Source organism: Bartonella sp. CB10SXKL, from assembly GCF_042195515.1.
In the GTDB taxonomy this organism is placed as follows: domain Bacteria; phylum Pseudomonadota; class Alphaproteobacteria; order Rhizobiales; family Rhizobiaceae; genus Bartonella.
Genome location: NZ_JBHION010000001.1, coordinates 263,037 through 285,392 on the forward strand (window position 1 = coordinate 263,037; position 22,356 = coordinate 285,392).

The 22,356-nt window shown below is 38.0% G+C and carries 17 protein-coding genes; 13 read left to right on the plus strand and 4 right to left on the minus strand.

The genetic code is table 11. From position 1 onward, the window contains the following. The first annotated feature begins 35 nt into the window (after nucleotides 1–35). From ACFIK3_RS00970 to ACFIK3_RS00995, 6 genes are all read left to right on the plus strand, one after another. Entirely contained in the window at nucleotides 36–932 is an 897-nt protein-coding gene (locus ACFIK3_RS00970; protein WP_273790095.1) for an ABC transporter permease, read from the plus strand. Then, a complete protein-coding gene (locus tag ACFIK3_RS00975; protein ID WP_375637313.1) occupies nucleotides 925–1,719 on the plus strand; it encodes an ABC transporter ATP-binding protein in 795 nt (264 codons plus the stop codon). Before ACFIK3_RS00970 ends, ACFIK3_RS00975 begins: the two co-directional genes overlap by 8 nt. A gap of 4 nt (nucleotides 1,720–1,723) precedes the next feature. Then, on the plus strand, nucleotides 1,724–2,764 hold the full coding sequence (gene holA, locus ACFIK3_RS00980) for a DNA polymerase III subunit delta (protein ID WP_375676134.1): 1,041 nt from the start codon (nucleotides 1,724–1,726) through the stop codon (nucleotides 2,762–2,764). Between the two features lie 1,955 nt (nucleotides 2,765–4,719). Beyond that, on the plus strand, nucleotides 4,720–5,649 hold the full coding sequence (locus ACFIK3_RS00985; protein WP_273790092.1) for a prephenate/arogenate dehydrogenase family protein: 930 nt from the start codon (nucleotides 4,720–4,722) through the stop codon (nucleotides 5,647–5,649). Between the two features lie 410 nt (nucleotides 5,650–6,059). Continuing rightward, entirely contained in the window at nucleotides 6,060–6,914 is an 855-nt protein-coding gene (locus tag ACFIK3_RS00990) for a YihY/virulence factor BrkB family protein (protein ID WP_273790091.1), read from the plus strand. Between the two features lie 30 nt (nucleotides 6,915–6,944). Then, on the plus strand, nucleotides 6,945–7,421 hold the full coding sequence (locus ACFIK3_RS00995; protein WP_273790302.1) for a YaiI/YqxD family protein: 477 nt from the start codon (nucleotides 6,945–6,947) through the stop codon (nucleotides 7,419–7,421). Between the two features lie 2 nt (nucleotides 7,422–7,423). On the opposite strand, the gene ACFIK3_RS01000 is transcribed toward ACFIK3_RS00995, so the two are convergent. Continuing rightward, nucleotides 7,424–8,119, minus strand: coding sequence for a TlpA disulfide reductase family protein (locus ACFIK3_RS01000; protein ID WP_273790090.1), 696 nt, complete (start codon nucleotides 8,117–8,119; stop codon nucleotides 7,424–7,426). 32 nt (nucleotides 8,120–8,151) lie between these two features. Here ACFIK3_RS01000 and argH point away from each other — a divergent pair, with 32 nt between their 5' ends. The 5 genes from argH (at nucleotide 8,152) to ACFIK3_RS01025 (ending at nucleotide 14,621) form a co-directional block, all read left to right on the plus strand. After that, on the plus strand, nucleotides 8,152–9,552 hold the full coding sequence (gene argH / locus ACFIK3_RS01005) for an argininosuccinate lyase (RefSeq protein WP_273790089.1): 1,401 nt from the start codon (nucleotides 8,152–8,154) through the stop codon (nucleotides 9,550–9,552). Between the two features lie 51 nt (nucleotides 9,553–9,603). Next, nucleotides 9,604–9,783 carry an LPS translocon maturation chaperone LptM gene (locus ACFIK3_RS01010; RefSeq protein WP_273790088.1) on the plus strand — a complete coding sequence of 60 codons (180 nt, stop codon included), beginning with the start codon at nucleotides 9,604–9,606 and terminating at the stop codon, nucleotides 9,781–9,783. 8 nt (nucleotides 9,784–9,791) lie between these two features. Continuing rightward, nucleotides 9,792–11,072, plus strand: a complete 1,281-nt coding sequence (gene lysA, locus ACFIK3_RS01015; protein ID WP_375659812.1) for a diaminopimelate decarboxylase — start codon at nucleotides 9,792–9,794, stop codon at nucleotides 11,070–11,072. A gap of 126 nt (nucleotides 11,073–11,198) precedes the next feature. Further along, nucleotides 11,199–13,628, plus strand: a complete 2,430-nt coding sequence (locus ACFIK3_RS01020; RefSeq protein WP_375663349.1) for a TIGR02302 family protein — start codon at nucleotides 11,199–11,201, stop codon at nucleotides 13,626–13,628. A gap of 222 nt (nucleotides 13,629–13,850) precedes the next feature. Further along, nucleotides 13,851–14,621, plus strand: a complete 771-nt coding sequence (locus tag ACFIK3_RS01025; RefSeq protein ID WP_273790085.1) for a class I SAM-dependent methyltransferase — start codon at nucleotides 13,851–13,853, stop codon at nucleotides 14,619–14,621. A gap of 913 nt (nucleotides 14,622–15,534) precedes the next feature. On the opposite strand, the gene ACFIK3_RS01030 is transcribed toward ACFIK3_RS01025, so the two are convergent. The 3 genes from ACFIK3_RS01030 to tsaD all read right to left on the minus strand — a co-directional run bounded on the left by ACFIK3_RS01030 (nucleotide 15,535) and on the right by tsaD (nucleotide 19,228). Further along, a complete protein-coding gene (locus ACFIK3_RS01030) occupies nucleotides 15,535–16,215 on the minus strand; it encodes a response regulator transcription factor (RefSeq protein WP_375630684.1) in 681 nt (226 codons plus the stop codon). An 894-nt stretch (nucleotides 16,216–17,109) separates the two neighbouring features. Beyond that, entirely contained in the window at nucleotides 17,110–17,544 is a 435-nt protein-coding gene (locus ACFIK3_RS01035) for an EVE domain-containing protein (protein WP_273790082.1), read from the minus strand. 589 nt (nucleotides 17,545–18,133) lie between these two features. Then, complete coding sequence (gene tsaD / locus ACFIK3_RS01040) at nucleotides 18,134–19,228, minus strand: tRNA (adenosine(37)-N6)-threonylcarbamoyltransferase complex transferase subunit TsaD (RefSeq protein WP_375637323.1); 1,095 nt, start codon at nucleotides 19,226–19,228, stop codon at nucleotides 18,134–18,136. Between the two features lie 309 nt (nucleotides 19,229–19,537). Here tsaD and ACFIK3_RS01045 point away from each other — a divergent pair, with 309 nt between their 5' ends. After that, nucleotides 19,538–20,722 (plus strand): COG4223 family protein, encoded by a 1,185-nt coding sequence (locus tag ACFIK3_RS01045; RefSeq protein WP_375676135.1) that lies wholly within the window; start codon nucleotides 19,538–19,540, stop codon nucleotides 20,720–20,722. Between the two features lie 11 nt (nucleotides 20,723–20,733). After that, nucleotides 20,734–22,293, plus strand: coding sequence for a heme biosynthesis protein HemY (locus ACFIK3_RS01050; RefSeq protein WP_375676136.1), 1,560 nt, complete (start codon nucleotides 20,734–20,736; stop codon nucleotides 22,291–22,293). Nucleotides 22,294–22,356: the final 63 nt, after the last annotated feature.

Below are 22,356 nucleotides of genomic sequence, written 5' to 3' on the forward strand. Positions count from 1 at the left end.
AAAATACGTTAAGTTTTCATGGAGATTGTTTTTACATGAATATATTTGCGTTTTCTGGTGCTGTGGAATTAGGCCTTATTTATGCGTTTGTTGCTATAGGGGTTTATCTTTCATTTCGGGTTTTAGATTTTCCTGATTTAACAGTTGATGGATCGTTTCTTCTTGGTTCCTGTGTCTGTGGTGTTTTGATTCTCTTGGGTTTCAATGCATGGACAGCTATGGCATGTGCTTTTTGTGCAGGTATGGTGGCTGGTTTATTAACGGCTATGTTGAATTTGCGTTTTGGCATTTTGAATCTTTTAGCTTCTATTTTAACAATGTCGGCACTTTATACGGTTAATCTTCGTATTATGGGAATTATGGGAGGGTCTAATGTTAATTTAGCTCTTGCTGATACGGCGTTAACGCCCTTTTATAATCTGTTTGGTTTGTCTGATATTTTTGTGCGCCCTCTTTTCGTTGGTATTGTGTTGCTCGTTATGGCGTTTTTGATTTGGCGCTTTTTGGAAAGTGAAATTGGTCTTGCTATGCGTGCAATGGGAGCTAATCCACGCATGGCGACGGCGCAAGGTGTTCATACATCAGCATTGATATATTTTGGAATGGGGCTTTCCAATGCGTGTGTGGCACTTGGTGGTTCTCTTTATATTCAAACTGCGATTGCAACAGATATTACCGGTGGAATTGGAACAATTGTTTTTGGATTGGCAGCCGTGATTATCGGTGAAACTCTCTTTCGTACGCGCAATATTTTTTGGATTATAATCAGCTGTATTGTAGGGTCTGTGCTTTATCGTGTGGCGGTGCAATTTGCATTTGAAGCAAATGGAATTGGTATTGATACGTCGACAGATCTTCAGTTGATTACTTCACTGTTGGTTATTTTAACCCTTATTGTGCCACGCTATTGGAGGAGGCGTAAACGTGATTGAATTTTTTCATGTTGGGGTCACATTTAAACCGCAAACACCTTTGGAAAAACAGGCTTTAATTGATATTAACCTGAAAATTGATCAGGGTAGTTTTGTTACGGTTATTGGTTCAAATGGTGCTGGTAAATCAACTTTGCTCAGTGTTTTAGCGGGTGCAACGCTTCCTTCAACAGGGAAAGTGGTTATCAATGGACAAAATGTTTCTAGGCAATCAGTCAGTGAACGCGCTGGAAAAATTGCTTGTGTTTTTCAAGATTCGTTAGAGGGAAGTTGTGGTTCTTTAACAATTGAAGAAAATTTGGCTCTTGCTGCTCTTCGAGGAAGTCGTCGTGGTTTGCGTGCAGCTTTAAATTATGAGAAACGGCAATTTTTTCGAGAGAAAATTGCTCAATTAGGCATTGGTCTTGAAGCATATATTCATAATCCTATGGATAGTTTATCAGGTGGGCAACGCCAAGCAGTTTGTCTTGTGATGGCAACGTTAGCACATGCGGATGTTTTATTGCTTGATGAACATACCTCAGCACTTGATCCTGGAATGGCTGATTTTGTGATGCGGTTGACTGAAAAAATCGTTGAAGAGAAAAAATTAACGACTATCATGGTGACTCATTCTATGCGTCAGGCTCTTGATTATGGCGATCGCACCTTGATGTTGCATAGTGGAAAAGTGATTTTGGATGTCTGTCATGAAGAGCGTAAGGGCTTGAATGTCAATGATTTAATTGGCATGTTTCAGAAAGTTCGCGGGGAAGTTCTTGATGATGATGAACTGTTAATGGATTAATAATGTGGCTCAGAAAAAAGCACATGAAGTTGATCAGTTTTTAACGCGTTTTTCACGTGCTTTTCCTATTGTTCTCATTTATGGGCCAGATCGTGGTCTTGTTTGTGAGCGTGCACAATGTTTTGCAAAACTTACACGGGTAGCAATAGAAGATCCATTTTCGACAATTCGTTTGGATGCTGCTGAAATTGATAAAGATCCTGCACGTTTGGAAAATGAAGCGCGTACGTTATCGCTTTTTGGGGGAGATCGTTTGATATGGATCTCTAATGCTGCTAACCAAAAAGGTTTTCTTGCTGCTTTAAAACTTTTAATTGAGAAGCCACCAGAAGCTTGTTTTATTCTCATTGAGGCAGGGGATTTAAAAAAAGGAACAGGGTTGCGCAATGCTGTTGAAACGGCATCAAAAGCGATGGCTTTGCCCTGTTTTGCCGATGATATGCGTTCTCTTGACGGGTTGATTGATGAGGTTTTAGGACAGTTTAAGAAGACTCTTTCTTTAGATGCACGTAGATGGTTGCATGAAAGTTTAGGGGCGGATCGCCTTGTATCACGAGGTGAATTAGAAAAGCTTTGTCTTTACGCTGCAAATGCTCACGTTACTCTTGAAGATGTGAAAGCTGTTGTAAGCGATGTCAGTGCTCTTTCTCAAGATGAAGTCATTGATGCTCTTTTATTGGGCGATATATCAGGCTTTGAAGCGCATTTTAACCGACATGCAGCAGTGCATGGGGCACTTTTTTTAATTTTGAGTACAGCTCAAAGGCATTTTCAGCAATTACAGCTATTGCGTTATCAGGTAGAGGTTGAAGGAAAATCGCCTTTTACGGTGGTTTCTGAAGCTCGTCCTCCCATTTTTTTTCAACGGAAAAAGATCGTTGAACAAGCTGTAAAATATTGGAAATTAGAACAAATTTCTTATGCAATGGAAAGAATTCAGAGTGCTGTTTTAGACAGTCGTAAAAATCCACTTTTGGGCGAAGCTATCATTCGTCAAGTTTTGTTAGGGCTTACAATTATTGCACGACGCCAGATGGCAGCTTAACAGCCTAGAAATATAATGATTTTTTATTTTTGGTATACCACAGAGGCATTTTCAGCAATTAAAACTATTATGCTATCAAGTAGAGGTTGGTGGAACTTGTATTTTTGAGGATGCATTTTAGGAGCTTGAAAGCTTGATAGAAATTTTTCTTCAAAAGAAATAGTTTATTTTCAAAAGGCCATTTTGAAACAGTTTTATTATTTTGTTGTATCGTAAAGTACTGTTTTTTAGAGTAGTGATACGAGGCTCATATCAAATTTTATGTATTCGATGTTTTTTTGTGTGGATATTTGGTGAATATTAGGTTGGTTCATAGAGTCTTAATGGAGTAACACCCCCATGTAAAACAGAGTATCTCAAACAACAGAAGACACTTGTATGGTAGATTCATACGCTTTCTTAGAAATATTTTTTAATGCGCGTCATATCTATTTCGCGGCGGTGTTTATGAATGGTGTAGAAGTAAAGTTCCTTGTGAAGAATATAAAACCCATAGAACAACTCTATCTTTACGCTTAATAAAAGTGCAAGTCGACACTCATTATATACTTTGCTAGCCTCTAATGTTGCTACAGTTTTTAGCATTAGAGAGCGTTTTTCATCATTTTGCTCACATGTCTTCTTGTGACGTGTAGACAAGAGATTTTAATTGATAAGAGGGTTTGTGATGGAAGAATTTTACAGTATTCGAAGTTATGATTCAAATTGAAAAAAATTATTATTTTTATAAATCAATATACTATAGATTAATTGAATCACATAAAATAGTGAGCCAGAGGAATCTTTTAGACAAGAAAATGAACGGTGTGCAGATCTGTATGAATTAAGAATCTTCGTGGGATGAGGAGAAGGTCAAAATAGATTATGATGAAAACGACAGCACCTATGGGGAAACTTTTATGTTTGATACAGAGATGATTATCTTAGCAATGAATGTGTCTCATAAACAAAGCTAGCCATTGGTTTATTATTAATAATTTATTATTTTTTATATTGAATCAATCAGAACAATGTCTTTTACACGTCATAAGTGGGGGCGTGTGGATAAAAACTGTGCAAGAAAGCACTAAAAATGCCTCTTATGAATGCTCTCAAATTCCAAGGTTTTTTGCAACATTGGGGGTAGGAAAATATAATGATAGTGTTTTATTAAGTGTAAAGAGGGTCGTGCTTAATGGATTTATAGTTATAACATTTACGAACATTGTCGTGAGATAGGCTGGGGAGCGAGATGCCTTTTTAAAACAAACGCATGAATTTGTAATCCAAATCTATTCTATTTAGGGCGTTCTATTTTACGCGAGGGGTGTGATTCCATTAAAGGGATGTTCAGTGTTTTTGTTATCAAACTTTTTCTTTATTGAGAGGGCGTGTTTTTCTCATATTTATTTGATTTATGGTATCCGGAATCGGGAAAGGAAAATGTTTTTAATGGTATCTTTTGGTATGCGTTGTTTTACGGTGTTTTCAATATTCGCGAAACTTATGTTGATGTTGTAGGTGGAGTCGTAATACGTTTTTATATAGGTCTAATGTACAAATTAATGAACGTATCGGGATAATTGGAGAAGAGTTAGGGTCTACTTACGCTTTTGATGTGTTTTTTTGTGAGTAAATTAGTAAGATAAAGTAGACTGATGGGATTTTATGTAGAGTCGTTGTTATCCTAATTGAGAGTGCATTTTATTTTATTTCGGTGATGCGCTTTGATCAGTAATTAAGAGGGAGTTTTAGAGCGTGATGTTAGATTTCTCGTCATTTATTTTTTATGTGTTTTCTAGGTAAAGTGATCTGTTGTCAGCTTGCGCAGGTGATAATTGGTAAACTGCGTTATTCTTTATTCCCTAGTTGTCGTTTTTAATGTTTTACGCATAACTCTTGAACAAACAAACAAGAAAATTATGATTTTACAATTGTCTTTATTGCCATTTGCAAAGAATCTTAGAAGGTGAAAGATGCTCCATATTCAGTTTGAAAAAATAGCACTCATTGGGATCGGTCTGATTGGGTCTTCTTTAGCAAGAGTGATTAAAAAGAAAAATCTTGCGGCTCAGATTTCTATTGCAACACGTCGTCCAGAAACCCTGAAAAGAGCGCGTGAATTGGAGCTTGGGGATTTTTATACGACAGATAATGCAAAAGCTGTTGAAGGAGCAGATTTGGTTATTCTTTCTGTTCCTGTTGGAGCTAGTGCAGAAGTGGCAAAAACTATTCGTGATCATTTAAAACTTGGAGCGATTGTGAGTGATGTTGGTTCTACGAAAGCGTTGGTTATTGCGGAAATGGCACCTTTATTGCCAAAAACGGTTCATTTTATTCCAGGGCATCCAATTGCTGGAACGGAATATTCAGGACCGGATGCTGGTTTTGCTGATTTATTTATGAATCGTTGGTGTATTTTAACGCCTTTTGCGGATAGCGATGCTACTGCTGTCGCACAATTAACAGCGTTTTGGGAAGCTTGTGGTGCGCGTGTCGAAAAGATGGAACCTAAGCATCATGATCTTGTTTTGGCTATTGTTTCACATTTACCCCATTTGATTGCGTATAATACTGTTGGGACAGCGAGTGATTTAGAAAAAGTAACAAATTCGGAAGTGATTGCTTATTCCGCTTCCGGTTTTCGTGATTTTACGCGTTTAGCATCTTCTGATCCCGTTATGTGGCGAGATATTTGTTTGCATAATAAGGATGCTATTTTAGAAATGTTGAGCCGTTTTAGTGAGGGGCTTGCTTTTTTAGAACGGGCAATTCATTTAGGAGATGGTGAGACACTGTTTAACTTTTTTACACGTACGCGTGCTGTACGTCGCAATATTATTGATGCTGGACAGGAAATTGATGCTCCTGATTTTGGACGTCAGAGTGTTTCTAAAAAAGGGTGAATAAAAGCAAGGGGGTTTTGTTGAATTTCGTTGGTTTTTTCTAGAAATCGATAAGAAGTTTTTTCTTTATTCAGTCATAGATTGCAATAAAAAGGAGGGGCGATTGCTCCGATACAGATAATCATGACTTCAAAAGGTTTTATGTGTGCACGATCATCTTGCTTAGCTCTCTATAGGGCATATGATGTACAGAAGAGGTTACTGATCTGTAGAAGTAACAAAAAAATGAGGTCGTTGTAGAACTTCATAGAGTGGGTTATTGTTTTTGTTTTGGTATAAAGTCGGGCTTGACCGTATTGATTATTGACCTTTATATTGCAGCATTGCAAAATGTTTATTTGCAGAGTTTTGATGATTTTTATAAAACTTGAAATAGACTGAGGAAGAGTTTTACCAGAAAGTATTGAGTTTTGTTAAAAAATATCTTTTGGTATAGCTATCGTATTTTGGGTGACGCAGTAAGTCATTATTGGCGTGATAATGGGAGTGCTTTTGCAAGCCATGTTGCGCTATCGGGGCTTTTAGCATTTTTCCCTTTTTTTATTTTTGGAACATCGTTTGCTCGTTTTCTAGGGGCTTTTACCTATACACCGCAAAAAATTAAAGCACTGGTGCAGTTATTGCCTGATGTTATTGCAGAGCCTTTATCTCAGGAAATTGTCAATGTTTTAACCATTCATCGAGGAGGTGTGTTGACGCTTTCTGTCATTGGAGCGGCTTATTTTGCTTCTAATGGGATAGAGGCTTTGCGTACGGCTTTAAATAAAGCTTACCGTGTTACTGATCGACGGAGTTTGTTATTTTGTCGTTTTCAAAGTCTGTTTTTTGTAATCCTTGGAGCTGTTGGTCTTGTTGTGATTAGCTTTTTATTGATTCTGGCGCCTTTGTTGATCAAAATTATGCAAAATCATTCTTTTTTTATGACTGAATATATTGCTGTTATTCGTGTATGGCGTTATACAGTTGCAATCGTTATTTTGTTTATCAGTCTTTTGATTGTTCATAAATGGCTTCCAGCAGGGCGGCGGAAAATTATAGATATTTTACCAGGAATAGTGGTGACAATGTTTATATGGTTTATGGCTTCTATTGCTTTTGCGCAATATTTAACGATGTTTGATTATATTTCTACCTATGCAGGGTTGGCATCTATTATGGTTGCTATTATTTTTCTCTACATATTGAGTGCAATTTTTATTTTGGGAGGAGAAATAAACGCGGCGATAATGTTTTATCGCAAGGATTTGCAACATTCAGATGAATGAAAGAGCTTATTATTGCTTGAAAGCCAAGGTATGAATATCCCAATAAAGCCTGCTATCACTTTGTTGATTGATGCGGATGCTTGTCCTGTAAAAGATGAAGTTTATCGTGTGATGAATCGTTATCAGCTTAAGACATTTGTTGTGGCAAATCGTTCTTTGTCCCTTCCAGATGAAGCACTCATTGAAAGAGTGGTCGTTGCTGGTGAATTCAATGGTGCTGATGATTGGATTGTAGAACATGTGCATGAGGCAAGTATCGTTATTACCAGTGATATTCCTTTAGCAGCACGGGTTGTGCAAGCTGGGGGTTTTTGTCTTTCGCCAACGGGGCGTATTTTTGATGTAAATTCAATTGGTCAGGCTTTGGCGATGCGCAATTTGATGGAAGATTTGCGTGGACAGGGCAGTATAATAGGTGGTCCCCGTCCTTTTTCTCGTAAAGACCGTTCTGCTTTTTTGTCAGCACTGGATCTTGTTATACAACGTTTAAAAAGACGCGGTTATTAAAGTTATAGGGCTTCTTTAATGACTGCTTTTATAAGTGCTTTGGCATCGTCATTGGCCCATGGAGCTGCACCATTGAAAGAAGCAATGAGATATCCCTCTTTATCAATGAGCAATGTAATGGGGAGTCCTAAAGCGAGCCCCTGTTTTCTAACATTGTTGAAAATATCCATTGTTTCATCGCGATAGTAAAGCAAATTATCTGAATGAATATTCTGTAAAAATTGCTGAATTTTTTCAGGAGAAGCAGTTTTATCGATATTAATAGCTATGACATCAAAGTTTTCTCCACCTAATTCACGTTTTAATTGCGCAAGTTCAGGCATTTCTGTGCGGCAAGGTGCACACCAAATAGCCCATAGATTGACCAGCATTGGTTTTCCAGTAAATTCGCTGAGTGTGTGCTCTTTTCCTAGAATATCCTTGAAAGAGAGTTTATTCATATCTGAGGGCGTATCAGCAAATCGTATGTGGCTAAAAAAGCCTTTTGCTGCTTTTCGTATCGCCATCATTTTTTCTGCTCGTGCTTTATTAATGTTTATTTCTTGTGCTTGTGCTGCTGAAATGAAATTGAAAAGAAAAAACTCTCTTTTGGTATCGTAGTTTATGGTTGCGTATAAACTCAATGCAATGATAAAGAATGCAAGGGAAAGTTGCCTTTTTTTATTGTTTTTTTTGCTGATGAAAATTTGAAAAATCATAATTTTGTCCTTTGGATGGGTGTTTTCAGAATATGACAGATGAGAAGTTAAAGAACCAAATGTGGGGTGGTCGGTTTGCGGCAGGCCCTGCTGCAATTATGGAAGAAATTAATGCTTCTATTGATTTTGATCAAAAACTTTATCGACAAGATATTGAAGGTTCTCTTTCTCATGCAGCTATGTTAGCGCAAACGAAAATCATTTCACAATCAGATTATGAAAAAATTGTTCATGGTTTGAAACTTATTCGCCAAGAAATTGAAGACGGTAAATTTGTTTTTTCACGAAAGCTTGAAGATATTCATATGAATATTGAAGCGCGGCTGAGCGAATTGATAGGTCCTGTAGCTGGGCGTTTGCATACGGCGCGTTCACGCAATGATCAAGTTGCTGTTGATTTTCGCTTGTGGGTACGTGAAGCAACGCAAAAGATAGCACAAGCTTTAAAAGGATTGATAGAGCAATTACTTATTCGCGCAGAACAACATGTTGATACCTTTATGCCAGGCTTTACGCATTTACAATTAGCTCAACCCGTAACATTGGGTCATTATATGATGGCTTATGTTGAAATGTTTGGTCGAGATTTATCGCGGATGCGTGATGCTCTTGAGCGAATGAATGAATCGCCTTTAGGAGCGGCTGCTTTAGCGGGGACAGGCTTTCCAATTGACCGTTTTATGACAGCAAAAGCGCTAGGCTTTCGCGAACCTACACGCAATTCAATTGATAGTGTTTCAGATCGTGACTTTGCATTGGAATTTTTAAGCGCTGGCGCTCTTTGTGCAACACATCTTTCACGTTTAGCAGAAGAAATAATTCTTTGGTCAAGTGAACAGTTTTGTTTTATTCATTTATCAGATGCTTTTTCAACGGGTTCGTCTATTATGCCACAAAAGAGAAATCCTGATGCGGCAGAGTTAGTACGAGCGAAAGCAGGTCGATTGAATGGTGCGCTTATGGGATTGTTAACGGTGATGAAAGGATTACCGCTTGCTTATTCAAAGGATATGCAAGAAGATAAAGAATATGTGTTTGATGGGGCTTTGAGTTTGGAATTATCACTAGCAGCAATGACAGGGATGATTGCTGATTTGAAAGTGAATAAAAAAGCCATGAAACAAGCAGCGGATTTAGGGTATGCAACAGCTACAGATTTTGCTGATTGGCTTGTACGCGAATCAGAGATTCCTTTTCGCGAAGCACATCACATCACAGGGTGTGCTGTGGCATTGGCAGAAAAAAAACAGTGTCGCCTCCATGATTTATCATTAGATGAACTTCAAGCAATTTGTCCTGATATCAATGCGACACTTTTTGATGTTTTGACCGTTGAAAAATCTGTTGAAAGTCGCAAAAGCTTTGGGGGAACAGCGCCTTCAGAGGTTTTTCGGCAAATTGCGTATTGGAAAAAGCGTCTCGTGAGCGCTTGAGTGATTGTATTTTAAAGGTAAAAAAGAGATCGAGAGGAGGAAAGAGGACAGATGAAAATTATATTAAAGGGGGTGATGATTGTCCTTTTGGGGGGCTTGGGTATCGTTGGGTGTGGGCGTAAAGGGTCATTAGAGTTACCTCCTTCAACAGGAGTGAATTCTTCACAAGGAACTTTTGTTCCTCAAGGCAAAACAGATAAACCTTTTATTCTTGATAGGTTGATACAATAGGGATTTTTATGCGTTTTTTTTCTTATCATCAGGGTGTGCTCCACGCTGAAGGTCTTTCGCTTTTGGAACTTGCGCGGAAAGTTGAAACACCTTTTTATTGTTATTCAGCTAGCGCAATCGTTGCACATTTTAAAGATTATCAGAATGCATTTCATGATATGCCGAGTTTAATTGCTTATGCGGTTAAAGCGAATTCCAATCAAGCGGTTTTACAACTTTTAGCTAACAATGGAGCGGGAGCTGATGTTGTCTCAGAAGGGGAATTACGGCGTGCACTTGCTGTTGGTATTCCTGCGCAGAATATTGTTTATTCTGGTGTTGGTAAAACAGTGAAAGAAATAGATTTTGCTCTTGCACAAGATATTTATTGTTTTAACGTTGAATCAGAGCCAGAACTTGAACAATTATCGGCGCGGGCTGCTGCGCTTTCAAAAACGGCTCGTATTTCTTTACGTATTAATCCTGATGTGGATGCTAAGACTCACAAGAAAATTACAACAGGTAAGTCTGAGAATAAATTTGGTATTCCACTGTCTTTGGCGGGTGATGCATATAAAAAAGCAGCCCAATTGCCCGGTCTTCATGTGTGTGGTGTTGATCTCCATATTGGCAGTCAAATTTGTGATTTAAAACCGTTTGAAGATGCATTTGTTATTGTTGCAGATTTTGTGCGTCAATTATGGAATAATGGTTATGCGATAACCCATATCGATATTGGGGGCGGGCTTGGTATTTCTTATGGTTATGAGCAACATCCAGTACCTTCTCCTTTTGAGTATGCAGCACTGGTAAAGAAACATATTGCGCCTTTAGGGATCAATATTATCTTAGAACCTGGGCGTAGTATTGTTGGTGAAGCCGGTGTGTTGGTGACATCGGTTGTGTATTTAAAAAAGGGGGAAGGACGAAATTTTGTTATTGTTGATGCGGCGATGAATGACTTCATGCGTCCAACGCTTTATGATGCGTGGCAAAATGTAATGCCAGTGAAAAAAACACCAGTAGATGCCCCTCTGATTAATGCTGATATTGTTGGTCCCATTTGTGAAACTGGTGATTATTTAGGCTTGGAACGTTCTTTACCAGTGTTGAAAGCGGGTGATGTTTTGATGTTAACAGGAGCAGGGGCTTATGGCGCAGTGATGGCAAGCACTTATAATAGTCGACTTTTGGTGCCGGAAGTTTTGGTTCAGGATACACGTTATGCAGTCATTCGTCCACGCCTTGATTATGCACAATTGATAGGCTGTGATCATATTCCAGATTGGATTGAGCCCAAATTAGATTGAGCATTATTAAATATTTTGGGTCTTATTTTTACTAAACTTTGATGAAACAATTTATTTTCTAGAAATTGTTTTGTATGGGGTTTATGATCTTAATGCACCACGATAAAAGGGGATAAATGCTTGTTTATGAAAAATAAAAACATCAAAGGTTTTGCAATGAAGCTTTTGTGTGTGCGCATTTTGATGTGGGGGATCCTTTCATTTGAACGGATGTGGGTACGGTTGTTGCCATTTTTCCTCGTTCTTAGTCTCTTTTGTTCGTTTAGCTGGTTGGGACTTTTTGGCATTTTGGGCTATTGGTCACATTTGCTCTTACTTGGGGTTATACTTGTTTGTGCTGGGGCAAGTTTGTTTTTTCTTATTCGTTTTCGGTTTCCCACAATGCGGGAAGTAAATTGCCGCCTTGAACGCGTCAATGATCTTAGACACCAGCCTTTGAATATTCAGACAGATCGTTTATGTTCTGAAAATGATGAAGATTTTAGTGCTGTTATTTGGCGTGAACATCAACGCCGAATGGCAAAGCAATTATACCATTTAAAAACTGGATTTATCTCTCTTAATAGTGCGGATTATGATCCTTTGGCTTTGAGGGCTTTGTGTGCTCTTCTTTTTGTGTGCGCTTTTAGTTTTTCTTTTGGTTCACAAGGGGGGCGTTTGGCTGATGCCTTTGATTTTCGTCCTGTCGTTGATGAAAAACTCATGCGGATTGATGCTTGGGTAACACCCCCAGCTTATACCGGTGTGGCACCGATTTATTTGACAAAAGATGAGAAAACACAACTAGAAATCCCTGAAGGGAGTAATGTTGTTGTGCGTGTTGTCAATGGAGCTGGTATTACAGTAAAAGCAAAGTCTGTAGAAGATGGGAGGGAAGTTTCGTTTTTAGAGAAAACGGAACAAACAGCTTTGAATGATCCAATCGTTCATTTTGAAACACATTTAAAGCATTCAATAAATTTATTTGTATCATCACGTCGTAAAAAACAGCAGTGGCATTTGCAGATAATTAAGGACAAGCTTCCGACAATTCATTGGCTGGAAAAACCAGGGAGGATTTTAACGGGATCGTTGGAGTTACGATATGTGGTGGATGATGATTATGGTGTGACAAAGGCTTTTGTTGAAATAGAGCCTTTTCTTCCTCAGAATAAAAGTGCTTCTTCTCTTTATAATGCTCCGGAAATAGAGCTTCTTCTTCCGCGTGGTGGAAAGGGGAAAATGCGAATGGTGCAAGATATATCAGCGCATCCATGGGCAGGTTCGCAAGTCAAAATTACTTTGGTGGCAGAAGATGGTGCGGGGCAGAAAGGGCGTAGCAAAACTTTTGTTATGATATTACCACAGCGTGTTTTTTCGAATCCTGTTGCACGCGCAGTGGTTGAATTGCGTCGTCTATTAGCTCTTGATGCTTCTGTGAAAGAGCGTGTATTGGATATGCTTTCTGCTTTGCTTGTGCGTCCAGAAAAGGGGTTGCAAAATGCATCGCATTTTATTGTTCTACAAAGTGCGTGGACAAGACTTTCTTTAGCACAAACAGACGAGGATTTGCGCGATGTGGTGGATTATTTATGGCAAATTGCTTTGGGTATTGAAGATAATCAGCTTGAATCCGTGCAAAAAAAGTTAAAACAAGCACAAGCTGCTTTACGTGATGCACTGCGTTATGGTGCTTCAGCGGCAGAAATTGAACGGCTTATGGCAGATTTACGTCAAGCTATGGATGAGTATATTCATGCTTTGGCTGAAAAAGCACCGGATAGTCAAGTTTCTAAAAATTCTAAAAGCTCAAAAAGTCCTAATCTTTCTGAATCTACATTACAAGAAAAACTAAATTTAATTGAGGAAATGGCTAAAACGGGCTCTTCTTTAGCAGCTGAACAACTCTTGGCGGAAGTTGAACAGACGCTTGATCATTTGCATGTGCAAAAAGGCAATCAAAATGAGGGAGAAAAAAGCCAATCTGCACAAATGAAAGAAAAGATGGACCAGCTTGGAGATTTAATGCGTCGTCAGCAAGAAATTCTCAATGAAACACATCAGTTAGAGATGGAACAAAAACGCGGAGAAGATGTGCCAGAAACACAAAAAAAATCTTTAAAAAAACGTCAAGCTGAATTGCAGTCTGAATTATCAACATTAGAAAAAGAATTATCAGAACAAGGATTTGAAACAGGGGGCGCGTTGAAAAGGGCAGAAGAAAAAATGAATTCTGCGGAAAATGCTCTTGATAATGGAAATCATCAGGTATCTATACAAAATCAGTCTGATGCTTTGGAATCTTTGAGGCAAGGTGCACAAAATGTTTTGAAAAAAATGCGCGAAACACTTAAAGAAACGGGAGATGATCAAAATGCTGATTCTGGTCCTAAAGATCCGTTAGGACGTCCACTTTCTTCAAAAACAGATGAAGAACAAGAAGGTGAGGCACTACCACAAGAAAGTGATCAAATGCGTACGCGGCAGATTTTGGATGAAATTCGCAAACGTCTTGGTAAAGAGCATCTTTCAGAAGAAGAAAAAAACTATCTTGAAAGATTGCTTCATTTTAATTAACCAATGTTGGCTTTTTTCTTAATTGATGTCAAAAACAGTGTATGAAGAACCTCTATGGAGTTCATCTCCCAAAAAATGATTAAAGTGCTTGTAAGGCAATAATTATCCTGCTGTACTGATTTTTTGATCATTTAAGTTTAAAATATGAAATATTAAAATGTTCGCTATTGCGGAAAAAGAGCAGAAGTCCATATAAGTTTGGTATATGAAAATCTGTAATGTTTGAAATTTGTTTCTACATGGTATGTTGAGTTGGATATCGTTACGCTGAAAGATTTTTATGCTTCTGCACTTGGGCTGCGTGTGCAAAAGACGCTGTGTGACCAATTGAATTTATGGTGGCCTGATCTTACGGATAAACGGATTATGGGGTTGGGTTATGCGCTTCCTTATCTTTCTACATTGCGTGAACGTGCCCAACAATGTTTTGCTTTTATGCCAGCTTCTCAGGGTGCTTCGCCTTGGCCTTGTGCTGAGCAAGTTGCTACAGCGCTTGTTTTTGAAGAAGATTTGCCACTTCCTGATGCGTCAGTTGACTGTATTTTATTGGTACATGCATTAGAATATACAGAAAATTCGTTTGAAACGTTGAATGAAATATGGCGTGTTTTAGCACCCAATGGCCACTTGATCGTTATTGTACCTAATCGCTCTGGCTTTTGGGCGCGCAATATTACTACGCCCTTTGGTTATGGCGAACCCTATAGTCGGCAACAAATTACTCGTTTGTTTGAAAAAACAAATTTTGTTTCTGGGCCAATACAAGAAATTGTACATTATATGCCCTCTACGGGTTATGTTTCGCGGTTGTTCTCATTTTTTTATGAGCCATTTGCACGCTATCTTTTGCCTTATTTTGGTGGACTCTTAATGTGTCAGGCACAAAAACGTGTTTATCAGGGTTTGCTCGTACAGCGTCGTCAGTCGCGACGTATTTTTATTCCTGCGTTATCACCACAAGTGCGAAATATTTTAATTTATAAAGATAATTAATCATTTTGCCTTTGGCATAAGAACCGCAAATATAGAAGGATTCTCTTATTTCAATTTTTTGCATTTACAATTAAAAAATATTCTTTTGTACATTATATGTGGAATTGGCATGTGAATAAAAAATCTCAAGTATCTATATACTGAACCATATTTCATGAATAGTGGAAACATTTTAAAAGAAAAAATGCTGGTATCTTCGTAAGCATAAAAATAGCAGAGTCCAAGGGATCTTGCATAATATGGTTCATGGTGGTTAAAAACTGTACAAGGAAGGATTAAAATGCTTCTTATGAACCATCTCTCAAGTGTCAAGGGCTCCTCTGCAACATTGAAATCTAACATAAGTGTGTGATGGTGCCGGCTTGTTCTTTTATAAGGGTAAAGATGGTGGTGCTCAGTGGCTTTATCGTTAGGATAAACATTTAGCGTTATATCATTAATTATACAACCTCTTAAGAGGAGATAAAATCATAAAGAATGGAGGAAAACTATAAAGATAAAAAACATCTCTCAATTTAGGCTAGTGAATATGAGATAAAGCATTGCGTGGAGCGGTTTTTCTGAAAAAAATAATCATAAATAGCACTCATCTAAAGATGATAGTTATGATCAAGAATGTTGCTAAAAGGTATCACGATTATTTATATGCGGAACATATTAAAAATTTTAGAAAGAACAAAAGTATGTGAAACAGAAGTTACAAAGTATATCGTGAGGTTTGAAAGCATTTTTGTTTCTGGTTCTCATGTTGAATATTTCGTTTTTTATTCATAATGTTATATATTTTGTTATAAGAGTACAGATAAGAGTAAGTTTTATGTAATAGCATTTGAATTATACGCGAAGTTTTTTTCATCTCGTTTCTGTTTTCATTTAGGATATTAAAATTATTTTTGAAACAGTAAATCTCGAATTAAAGATTTAAACGGTAACCATTTTGATCTGTCATGAGAATTTGTGCATTGGAGGGATCGTTTTCGATTTTTTGTCGCAAACGATAGATGTGGGTTTCTAAAGTATGGGTGACAATATTTTCATTATATCCCCAAACTTGTTCTAACAATGTTTCACGGCTGACAATTTTATCATTGGCATAATAGAGACATTTAAGGATCGCTGCTTCTTTTTCTGTGAGACAGATTTTATTGTTGCATTGATCAAGAAGAAGTTTTTGTCTTAATTTAAAAGTATAGGGACCAATATGAAAGGTTGCGTCTTCATTTTGTTCATATTGGCGCAACTGTGCTCGAATTCTCGCTAATAACACCGCAAAGCGAAAGGGTTTTGTCACATAATCATTGGCGCCTGTTTCAAGATCTAAAATATTATCGCAGTCTGTATCATAATTCGTTATCATGATAATGGGGGCACGAAATCCTTGGGAGCGTAATTGTTTAACTGCTTTGCAACCATCAAGATCAGGAAGTTGAAGTCCCAAAATAGTGAGATCAATATTTTCTTCTTGGATTATTTTCATTCCCGCTTCTGCTGTTTTTGCTTGGAAAATTTTAAACTCTTGATGCATTTGCAATTGTTCTACTAAAATGGGGCGTAGATCATCATCTTCAACGATTAAAAGAGTATAGTGGTTCATGTTGTTCCTTATAGGCATGTTGATGCACTGATTGGTATAGTTTCATGAAAAATGAGATTTCATGCAAGAAAAATTAAAAGAGAAAAATTAAAAAAGAGCGTTTCTAAAAAATAAACTTTTATAATTTCTAATGGTTGCTTGCTGAAAAGAAGGTATTCCGTCTGCAGAGTATTTTACGTATTGGTTGGAAGCGTTTTTTATGTTCTAGAACGTGTTTTAGCTATTGAGTGTCATCATCTTTACGCTTTATGGAGAAACAAGCTAGCACTATCATTCACTTTGCCAGCTCGTGGGTGTTGCGGATAGTCCTTGGCACTTGAGACGATTCATAGGAGGAATTTTTAGTCCTTTCTTTCACGGTTTTTATCCATATGGGACTTTCTCCGCTTGTAATGTGCAAGCAAATAGCTTTTGATTGATTCAATATAAACAGGTTGGGAATGAGAGAATCCTGCGGCATGAGGCGCACTCGTCCAACATGCAAAACAATGAACACGCAATATGATGCGTTTTTTAAGCGTGAAGAGAATTGTGCAACACCTAGCACATATGCACTGTTTAGGAGAACTTCACGATCGTTTTTATTGTTTTTATCCACGTTCAGTTTTGTTTTTTTGTTGCATTTGTGTGTGAAGGGGGCTGTGTGTTATGTTCGTGGTGGTGCTTATTATAATCGTTGAGCAAGCTTTGCCTTTAGCAATGCCGAAAAGATGCATCATAAAGAGGCTTTTTGTGTAATTTGGAAGGAGACTGTATTGAGAAAGAGTGCAGGATAAAAAATATCATATTTATGCATTTAGCATAAGAATACCTCAACAGAAGGATGTGTTGAGCTTATTCTTCTGCGCTATGAAGCATCTTTTTATATGAGTTAATGAATAAAAAATTATTGTTTTAAGATAAAAGCATTTCCTCCTTAAGGTTGCCCATCAAACAGACTTCTTTCCATTCATCTTCTGTTACGGGTTGCACTGATAAGCGGCTGGCTTTGACCAGCACCATATTTGCTAGTTTGGGATTGGCTTTAATTTGTTTTAATGAAACAGGTGTTGGCATGTCACAAAGTGCACGGATGTCCACACATTCCCAGCGTGGATCAGAGCTTGTAGAATCAGGGTGCGCTTCAGCACATATTTCTACAATTCCTACAATTTCTAAACCTTTATTTGAATGATAAAAAAAACCTTTATCGCCATATTTCATAGCGCGCATATTATTACGGGCTTGATAATTGCGTACACCATCCCATTGTTCGCCATTAACTCCTTTTTTCTTTTGCATCTCCCATGACCATTTATGGGGTTCAGATTTAAAAAGCCAATAAGCCATGAGTTCTCCTTTTTCATAGACTGTTATGTATTTTTATAAGTATCTTTGTAATACCATCAACGATGATTTTTAAAATGGGGTAAAGAACGGCTATTATCTGTGTTTTCTTGTTTCAAAATAGAGAGACGCGCTCCATTGATATTTCATGTTGTATAAAGGTATTTTGCTCTTTTCTTATCTTTTCAGCTATGGTTTGAAATGCGGTCACTATAAGAGTTTTTGGGAAAAAATGAAGAAAATTGGTTTTAAAAAGCTTTAAGATTACAATGATAATGAAACGAATGAATGGTCAAAGATGAAGAGGTCAACGAATGGCATTCATATCTATGCTTCGTGGGAGAGAGTAGAGCTTATTATGCTGTAAAATACCGTCATTTGAAATGTAATGATATAAGGCAGTTTTTTGAAACATGAAGGTTTTCAGAATATGTGGTGAATATTTAGGTTTACGTGTCGAGCTTTGGGTTAAGTGAATTGTGTGAATGGGAAGCAGGTTGGAATCTGCTCGATAGAGAATTCGGGCTATCTATAAACCGGATTGAGTAGAAATCTTCGTTCTTTAAGGTGTGTGTGTGGGACGTCAATTTTATTATGCTTTTGTTCCACGGCGTCCCATCCCGATCAAGGGCGCGGCTTTTTCATCTAATGGCCAGCGTGAGCGGGGTGCAATGTCAAGAGAGCTTGTTTCTCCTCGTGCGAGTTTTTGTGCACCGGCAAAAGCAATCATTGCAGCATTATCGGTACACAAGGAAAGAGGAGGGGCTATAAATTCAAAACCATGTTGATGGGCAAGTTCTTGCAACGTAGAGCGAATGGCTTGGTTTGCGGCAACACCGCCTGCGACAACCAAAGCAGGAGAACGCTTTTCTTGATCATGAGAGAGAGGATATTGGTGGGTAAAGTGTTGTAGGGCTAGGTGAATACGATCATGTACTGTATCGGTCACAGCGGCTTGAAAACTTGCGGCAATGTCAGCAATATCATTTTCTGTAAGGGGAGCTATGGCTGTTGCGGCTTGTCGAACAGCAGTTTTGAGTCCTGAAAAAGAAAAGTCTAACCGTTTTTCACCTTTTAAAGGTCGTGGAAGAGGGATGCGATTTTTATCACCAAATAAAGCTGCTTTTTCAAGTGCTGGTCCACCAGGATAAGGAAGACCTAAAAGTTTTGCTGTTTTATCAAATGCTTCTCCTAATGCATCATCAATAGTGGTTCCTAAACGTTGGTAGTTACCTACTCCATGAACAATGATTGTTTGTGTATGACCCCCTGAAACTAAAAGTAATAAATAAGGAAAGCTGACGTTGTGCGTTAACACAGCTGTTAAAGCATGTCCCTCTAAGTGATTTACCGCAATAAATGGTTTGCCAGTGGCAAGAGAGAGTGCTTTTGCGCTCATAACGCCTACTAACAATCCTCCTATCAAACCAGGACCACTGGTGGCTGCAATGCCATCAATATCTTTTAATTTTGTGTTTGCTTCTGTTAGTGCTTGCAGAATTAAATGATCAAGAACTTCAACATGGGCACGAGCAGCAATTTCAGGAACAACACCGCCGTAAGGTGCATGGTGATCAATTTGACTCCAAACAACATTGGAAAGAATTCGGCTGTTTGATTCATTGTTATATTCAATGACAGCCGCTGCCGTTTCATCACAACTTGTTTCTATTCCCAGCAGACGCATTTTAAACAAAACCTTATATTGAAGCTTCTTTCTTGCGTGCGTACCATGAACAGAAAAAGATGGAAAGTATTTCTCTTAGAATTGATTTTTCTATGAAAAATATGTGTTTTGGCATTTTCTTTGAATTTTATGATATCGTTGATTAAAAAATAAAGCTGTATTTTCGAGTATAAAATGCAAATGTTTTTTTAAAAACTTGTCTATTAAAGGCGATACTTGTAAATATTATTGAGAAAAGGCTGCGTTTTTAAAACTTTTTTCATTTTATTATTTTATCATTAAAAAAAGTGTGCACGAAAAGTGACAGAGATGGTCGATTCTTCAAAACCAAAAGTTAAACCACATTATGCTGGTACGCGCCGTAAGAAACCAGTTATTGAACATGAAGCTGTTCCCCATGATTCAGAGGAAAAAATCCACAATTCTGTAGAAGCTCATGCGCGAGAAAAACAGAATATGCAAGGTCAGGATAAAAGTACCTCTAGTACAACTTGGCTTTTCTTGTCCCTTTCTGGGATTTTGGGAGGATTCATTGCTTTGGGAATTTTTATGGGGCTTCAATGGGCTGGTTTTTTTCCTTCTCCTTTTGTGGAAAATTCTGCTGGAGGAGAAAAAGCTTTGCAGATTGCTGAAGCCGCAAAAAGTCAAGGTGAAGACACAAAGGAACAATTGAGGCGGGTCTTTCAAGAAATCGATGCGTTAAAAACAGAGTTGTCTTCTTTTTCATCACAACAGTTTAAAACAACGAAAAATGATGAACTATCGAAAGAAGAAAGCAAAAAAGCTTTTGCGATTTTAGAGGAAAAAGTAAAAACTCTTGAAGAAATTGTACAAACTTTTGTTAGAAAGTCGAAAGATATAGAGACGGCTTTGTCTGTTGGGCAGAGCAATGCAAATGATCTTGCTGTGTTAAAACAACAGTTAGAAGCACTACAGGAAGAAACTGCTGTTAAAAATAGTAAGAAAAAAGAAATAGATACTGCGCTCTTTACTGCAATTAGTTCATTAAAAAATGCTGTAGAGCGTGGTGGATCTTATAATAATGAACTAAAGCTGTTACAGCAATTATCGCCTTCGATTAATGGACTTGATGTGTTGCAAAAAACAGCTACTGTGGGTCTTCCAAGTTCATCACAACTTTCAGTTGATTTTGCTCATGTTGCCGATGCAATTGTTGGTACGCAAAATCTTGTTGCGTCAGATGCTGGTTTTTTTGACCGAATTTTAGCGTGGATAAAAGGGCTCATTGTTTCGCGACCGATTGGAAATGTTGAAGGGACAACGCTGGGGGCTATTGCGGCGCGCATGGAAGTTGCCATTCAAGCTGGTGATTACGAAAAGGCTTTGAGCGAATGGCAATCATTGCCTCAAAGTGCAAAAGATGTTTCAATGGATTTTGTTAAGCAGCTTGAAAGACATATTGCTATTCAACAGTTGTTGCAGCAATTGTTATTGTCTGTGCAACAAGGATCTTTTAAAGCAACAAAGATGTAAATAGGCCCAAGATGATACGTGTTTTTATTTATATTTTTGTTGTTTGTATCCTCGGTTTAGCTTTCACGTGGGTTGCTAATCACAATGGTATTTTTGTTCTCACATTTTTGCATTTCAGATTTTCTGCTTCATTTCTTACAGTGTTAAGTGTGCTTATTTTGTTTTTTATAACGCTGGTGCTTTTATGGTGGTTATTATCTTTCTTTTTTTCCATACCGAGTGCTCTTTCCAATTATTTTTATAAACGCCATCAAAAGCGTGGTTACGAAGCTCTTTCAAAGGGGATTCTTGCAACTTTTGCTGGTGATAGTATGGTTGCGCAAAAAATGGAAGAACGGGTTGCTAAATATCTTGCAGGAAAACAAGAGCCATTGGTAAAACTCTTACAAGCGCAAACCTTGTCTTTACAAAATGATTCTGTTCGCGCCATTGGTCTTTATGAAGAGATGAGAAAGGAAGATCCGACAAAACTGGTTGGACTTTATGGTTTGTTTCGTGAAGCAATGAAGAGTAAAGCTTATGAGGCAGCGCAACAATATGCCGAAGAGGCACTGACCTTATCGCCAGCACTTTTATGGGCGCATAAGGCGGTGCTTGATCGGTTAAGTGCTGAAGGTAAATGGGATAAGGCACTTACTGTTTTTGAAAGAACGCAAAAAGCTCTCCCGCGTTCTGTTCGCGCGACTCCAGAGCGGCAGCATATACAGGTTTTACTACTAAGTGGGCAGGCACTTTCTTTGTTTGATACACATCCTGTACAAGCACGTGAAGCTATTTTGAAAGCCCATAAATTGGCGCCTGATTTTGTTCCAATAATAGTTATTGCTGCTGATATTCTTTATAAGTTAAATGAAACGCGTAAAGCGGATAAAATGATTATAGCGGCTTGGCAAAAGAATCCTCATCCTGATTTGGGGACGCTTTATCTTGAAAGAGAAGAAGGAGCCATTGGGCGATTGAAAAGGGCTAAGACACTTGCTTCTTATAATAAAGATGCATTTGAGTCGGCTTTCCTTATTGCTAAAGCAGCTTTGGATGCTGGTGAAACAGCATTAGCAAGAGAGAAGGCACAAAAAGCATTACAATGTCATCCACGGGAAAGTGTTTATTTATTGTTGGCAGATATTGAAGAGGCACAGGGAAACAATCAAGGTGCTGTGCGTCAATGGCTTTCTTTAGCACTTCGTGCTGAACGTGATCCAGTATGGATGTGTGATGGGTCCATTTTTTCTTCTTGGTCAGCGGTTTCTCCAATCAGTGGACGTTTGGGCTGTTTTGAATGGAAGGCGCCTCCCTGTATGCCTTCTCTCACATTAGAGGCGGACAATATTGTGCCGAAAAAGCAAGACAAAGAGTATGTTATGGGAAAAAGTGATGATGTTGAAGATAAGAAGCTGGAAAAATTAACACCTATAGATAATTCTCTTTTGCATAATGTGCAGGTGGAGAAACAAGATATAAAAGAACAAGATGTAAAAATGTTCAGTCAAATTCATTTAAATGTTGATGATCCAGGGGTTAAAACAGAAGAAGAAACATCTTTATCGAGGAAAAAGTTTCGTTTATTTTAAATTGCACCAATGGATAATATGAGTGTTTTCTCAGAAGAACAATTGACCTAGAAGAAAAAATAT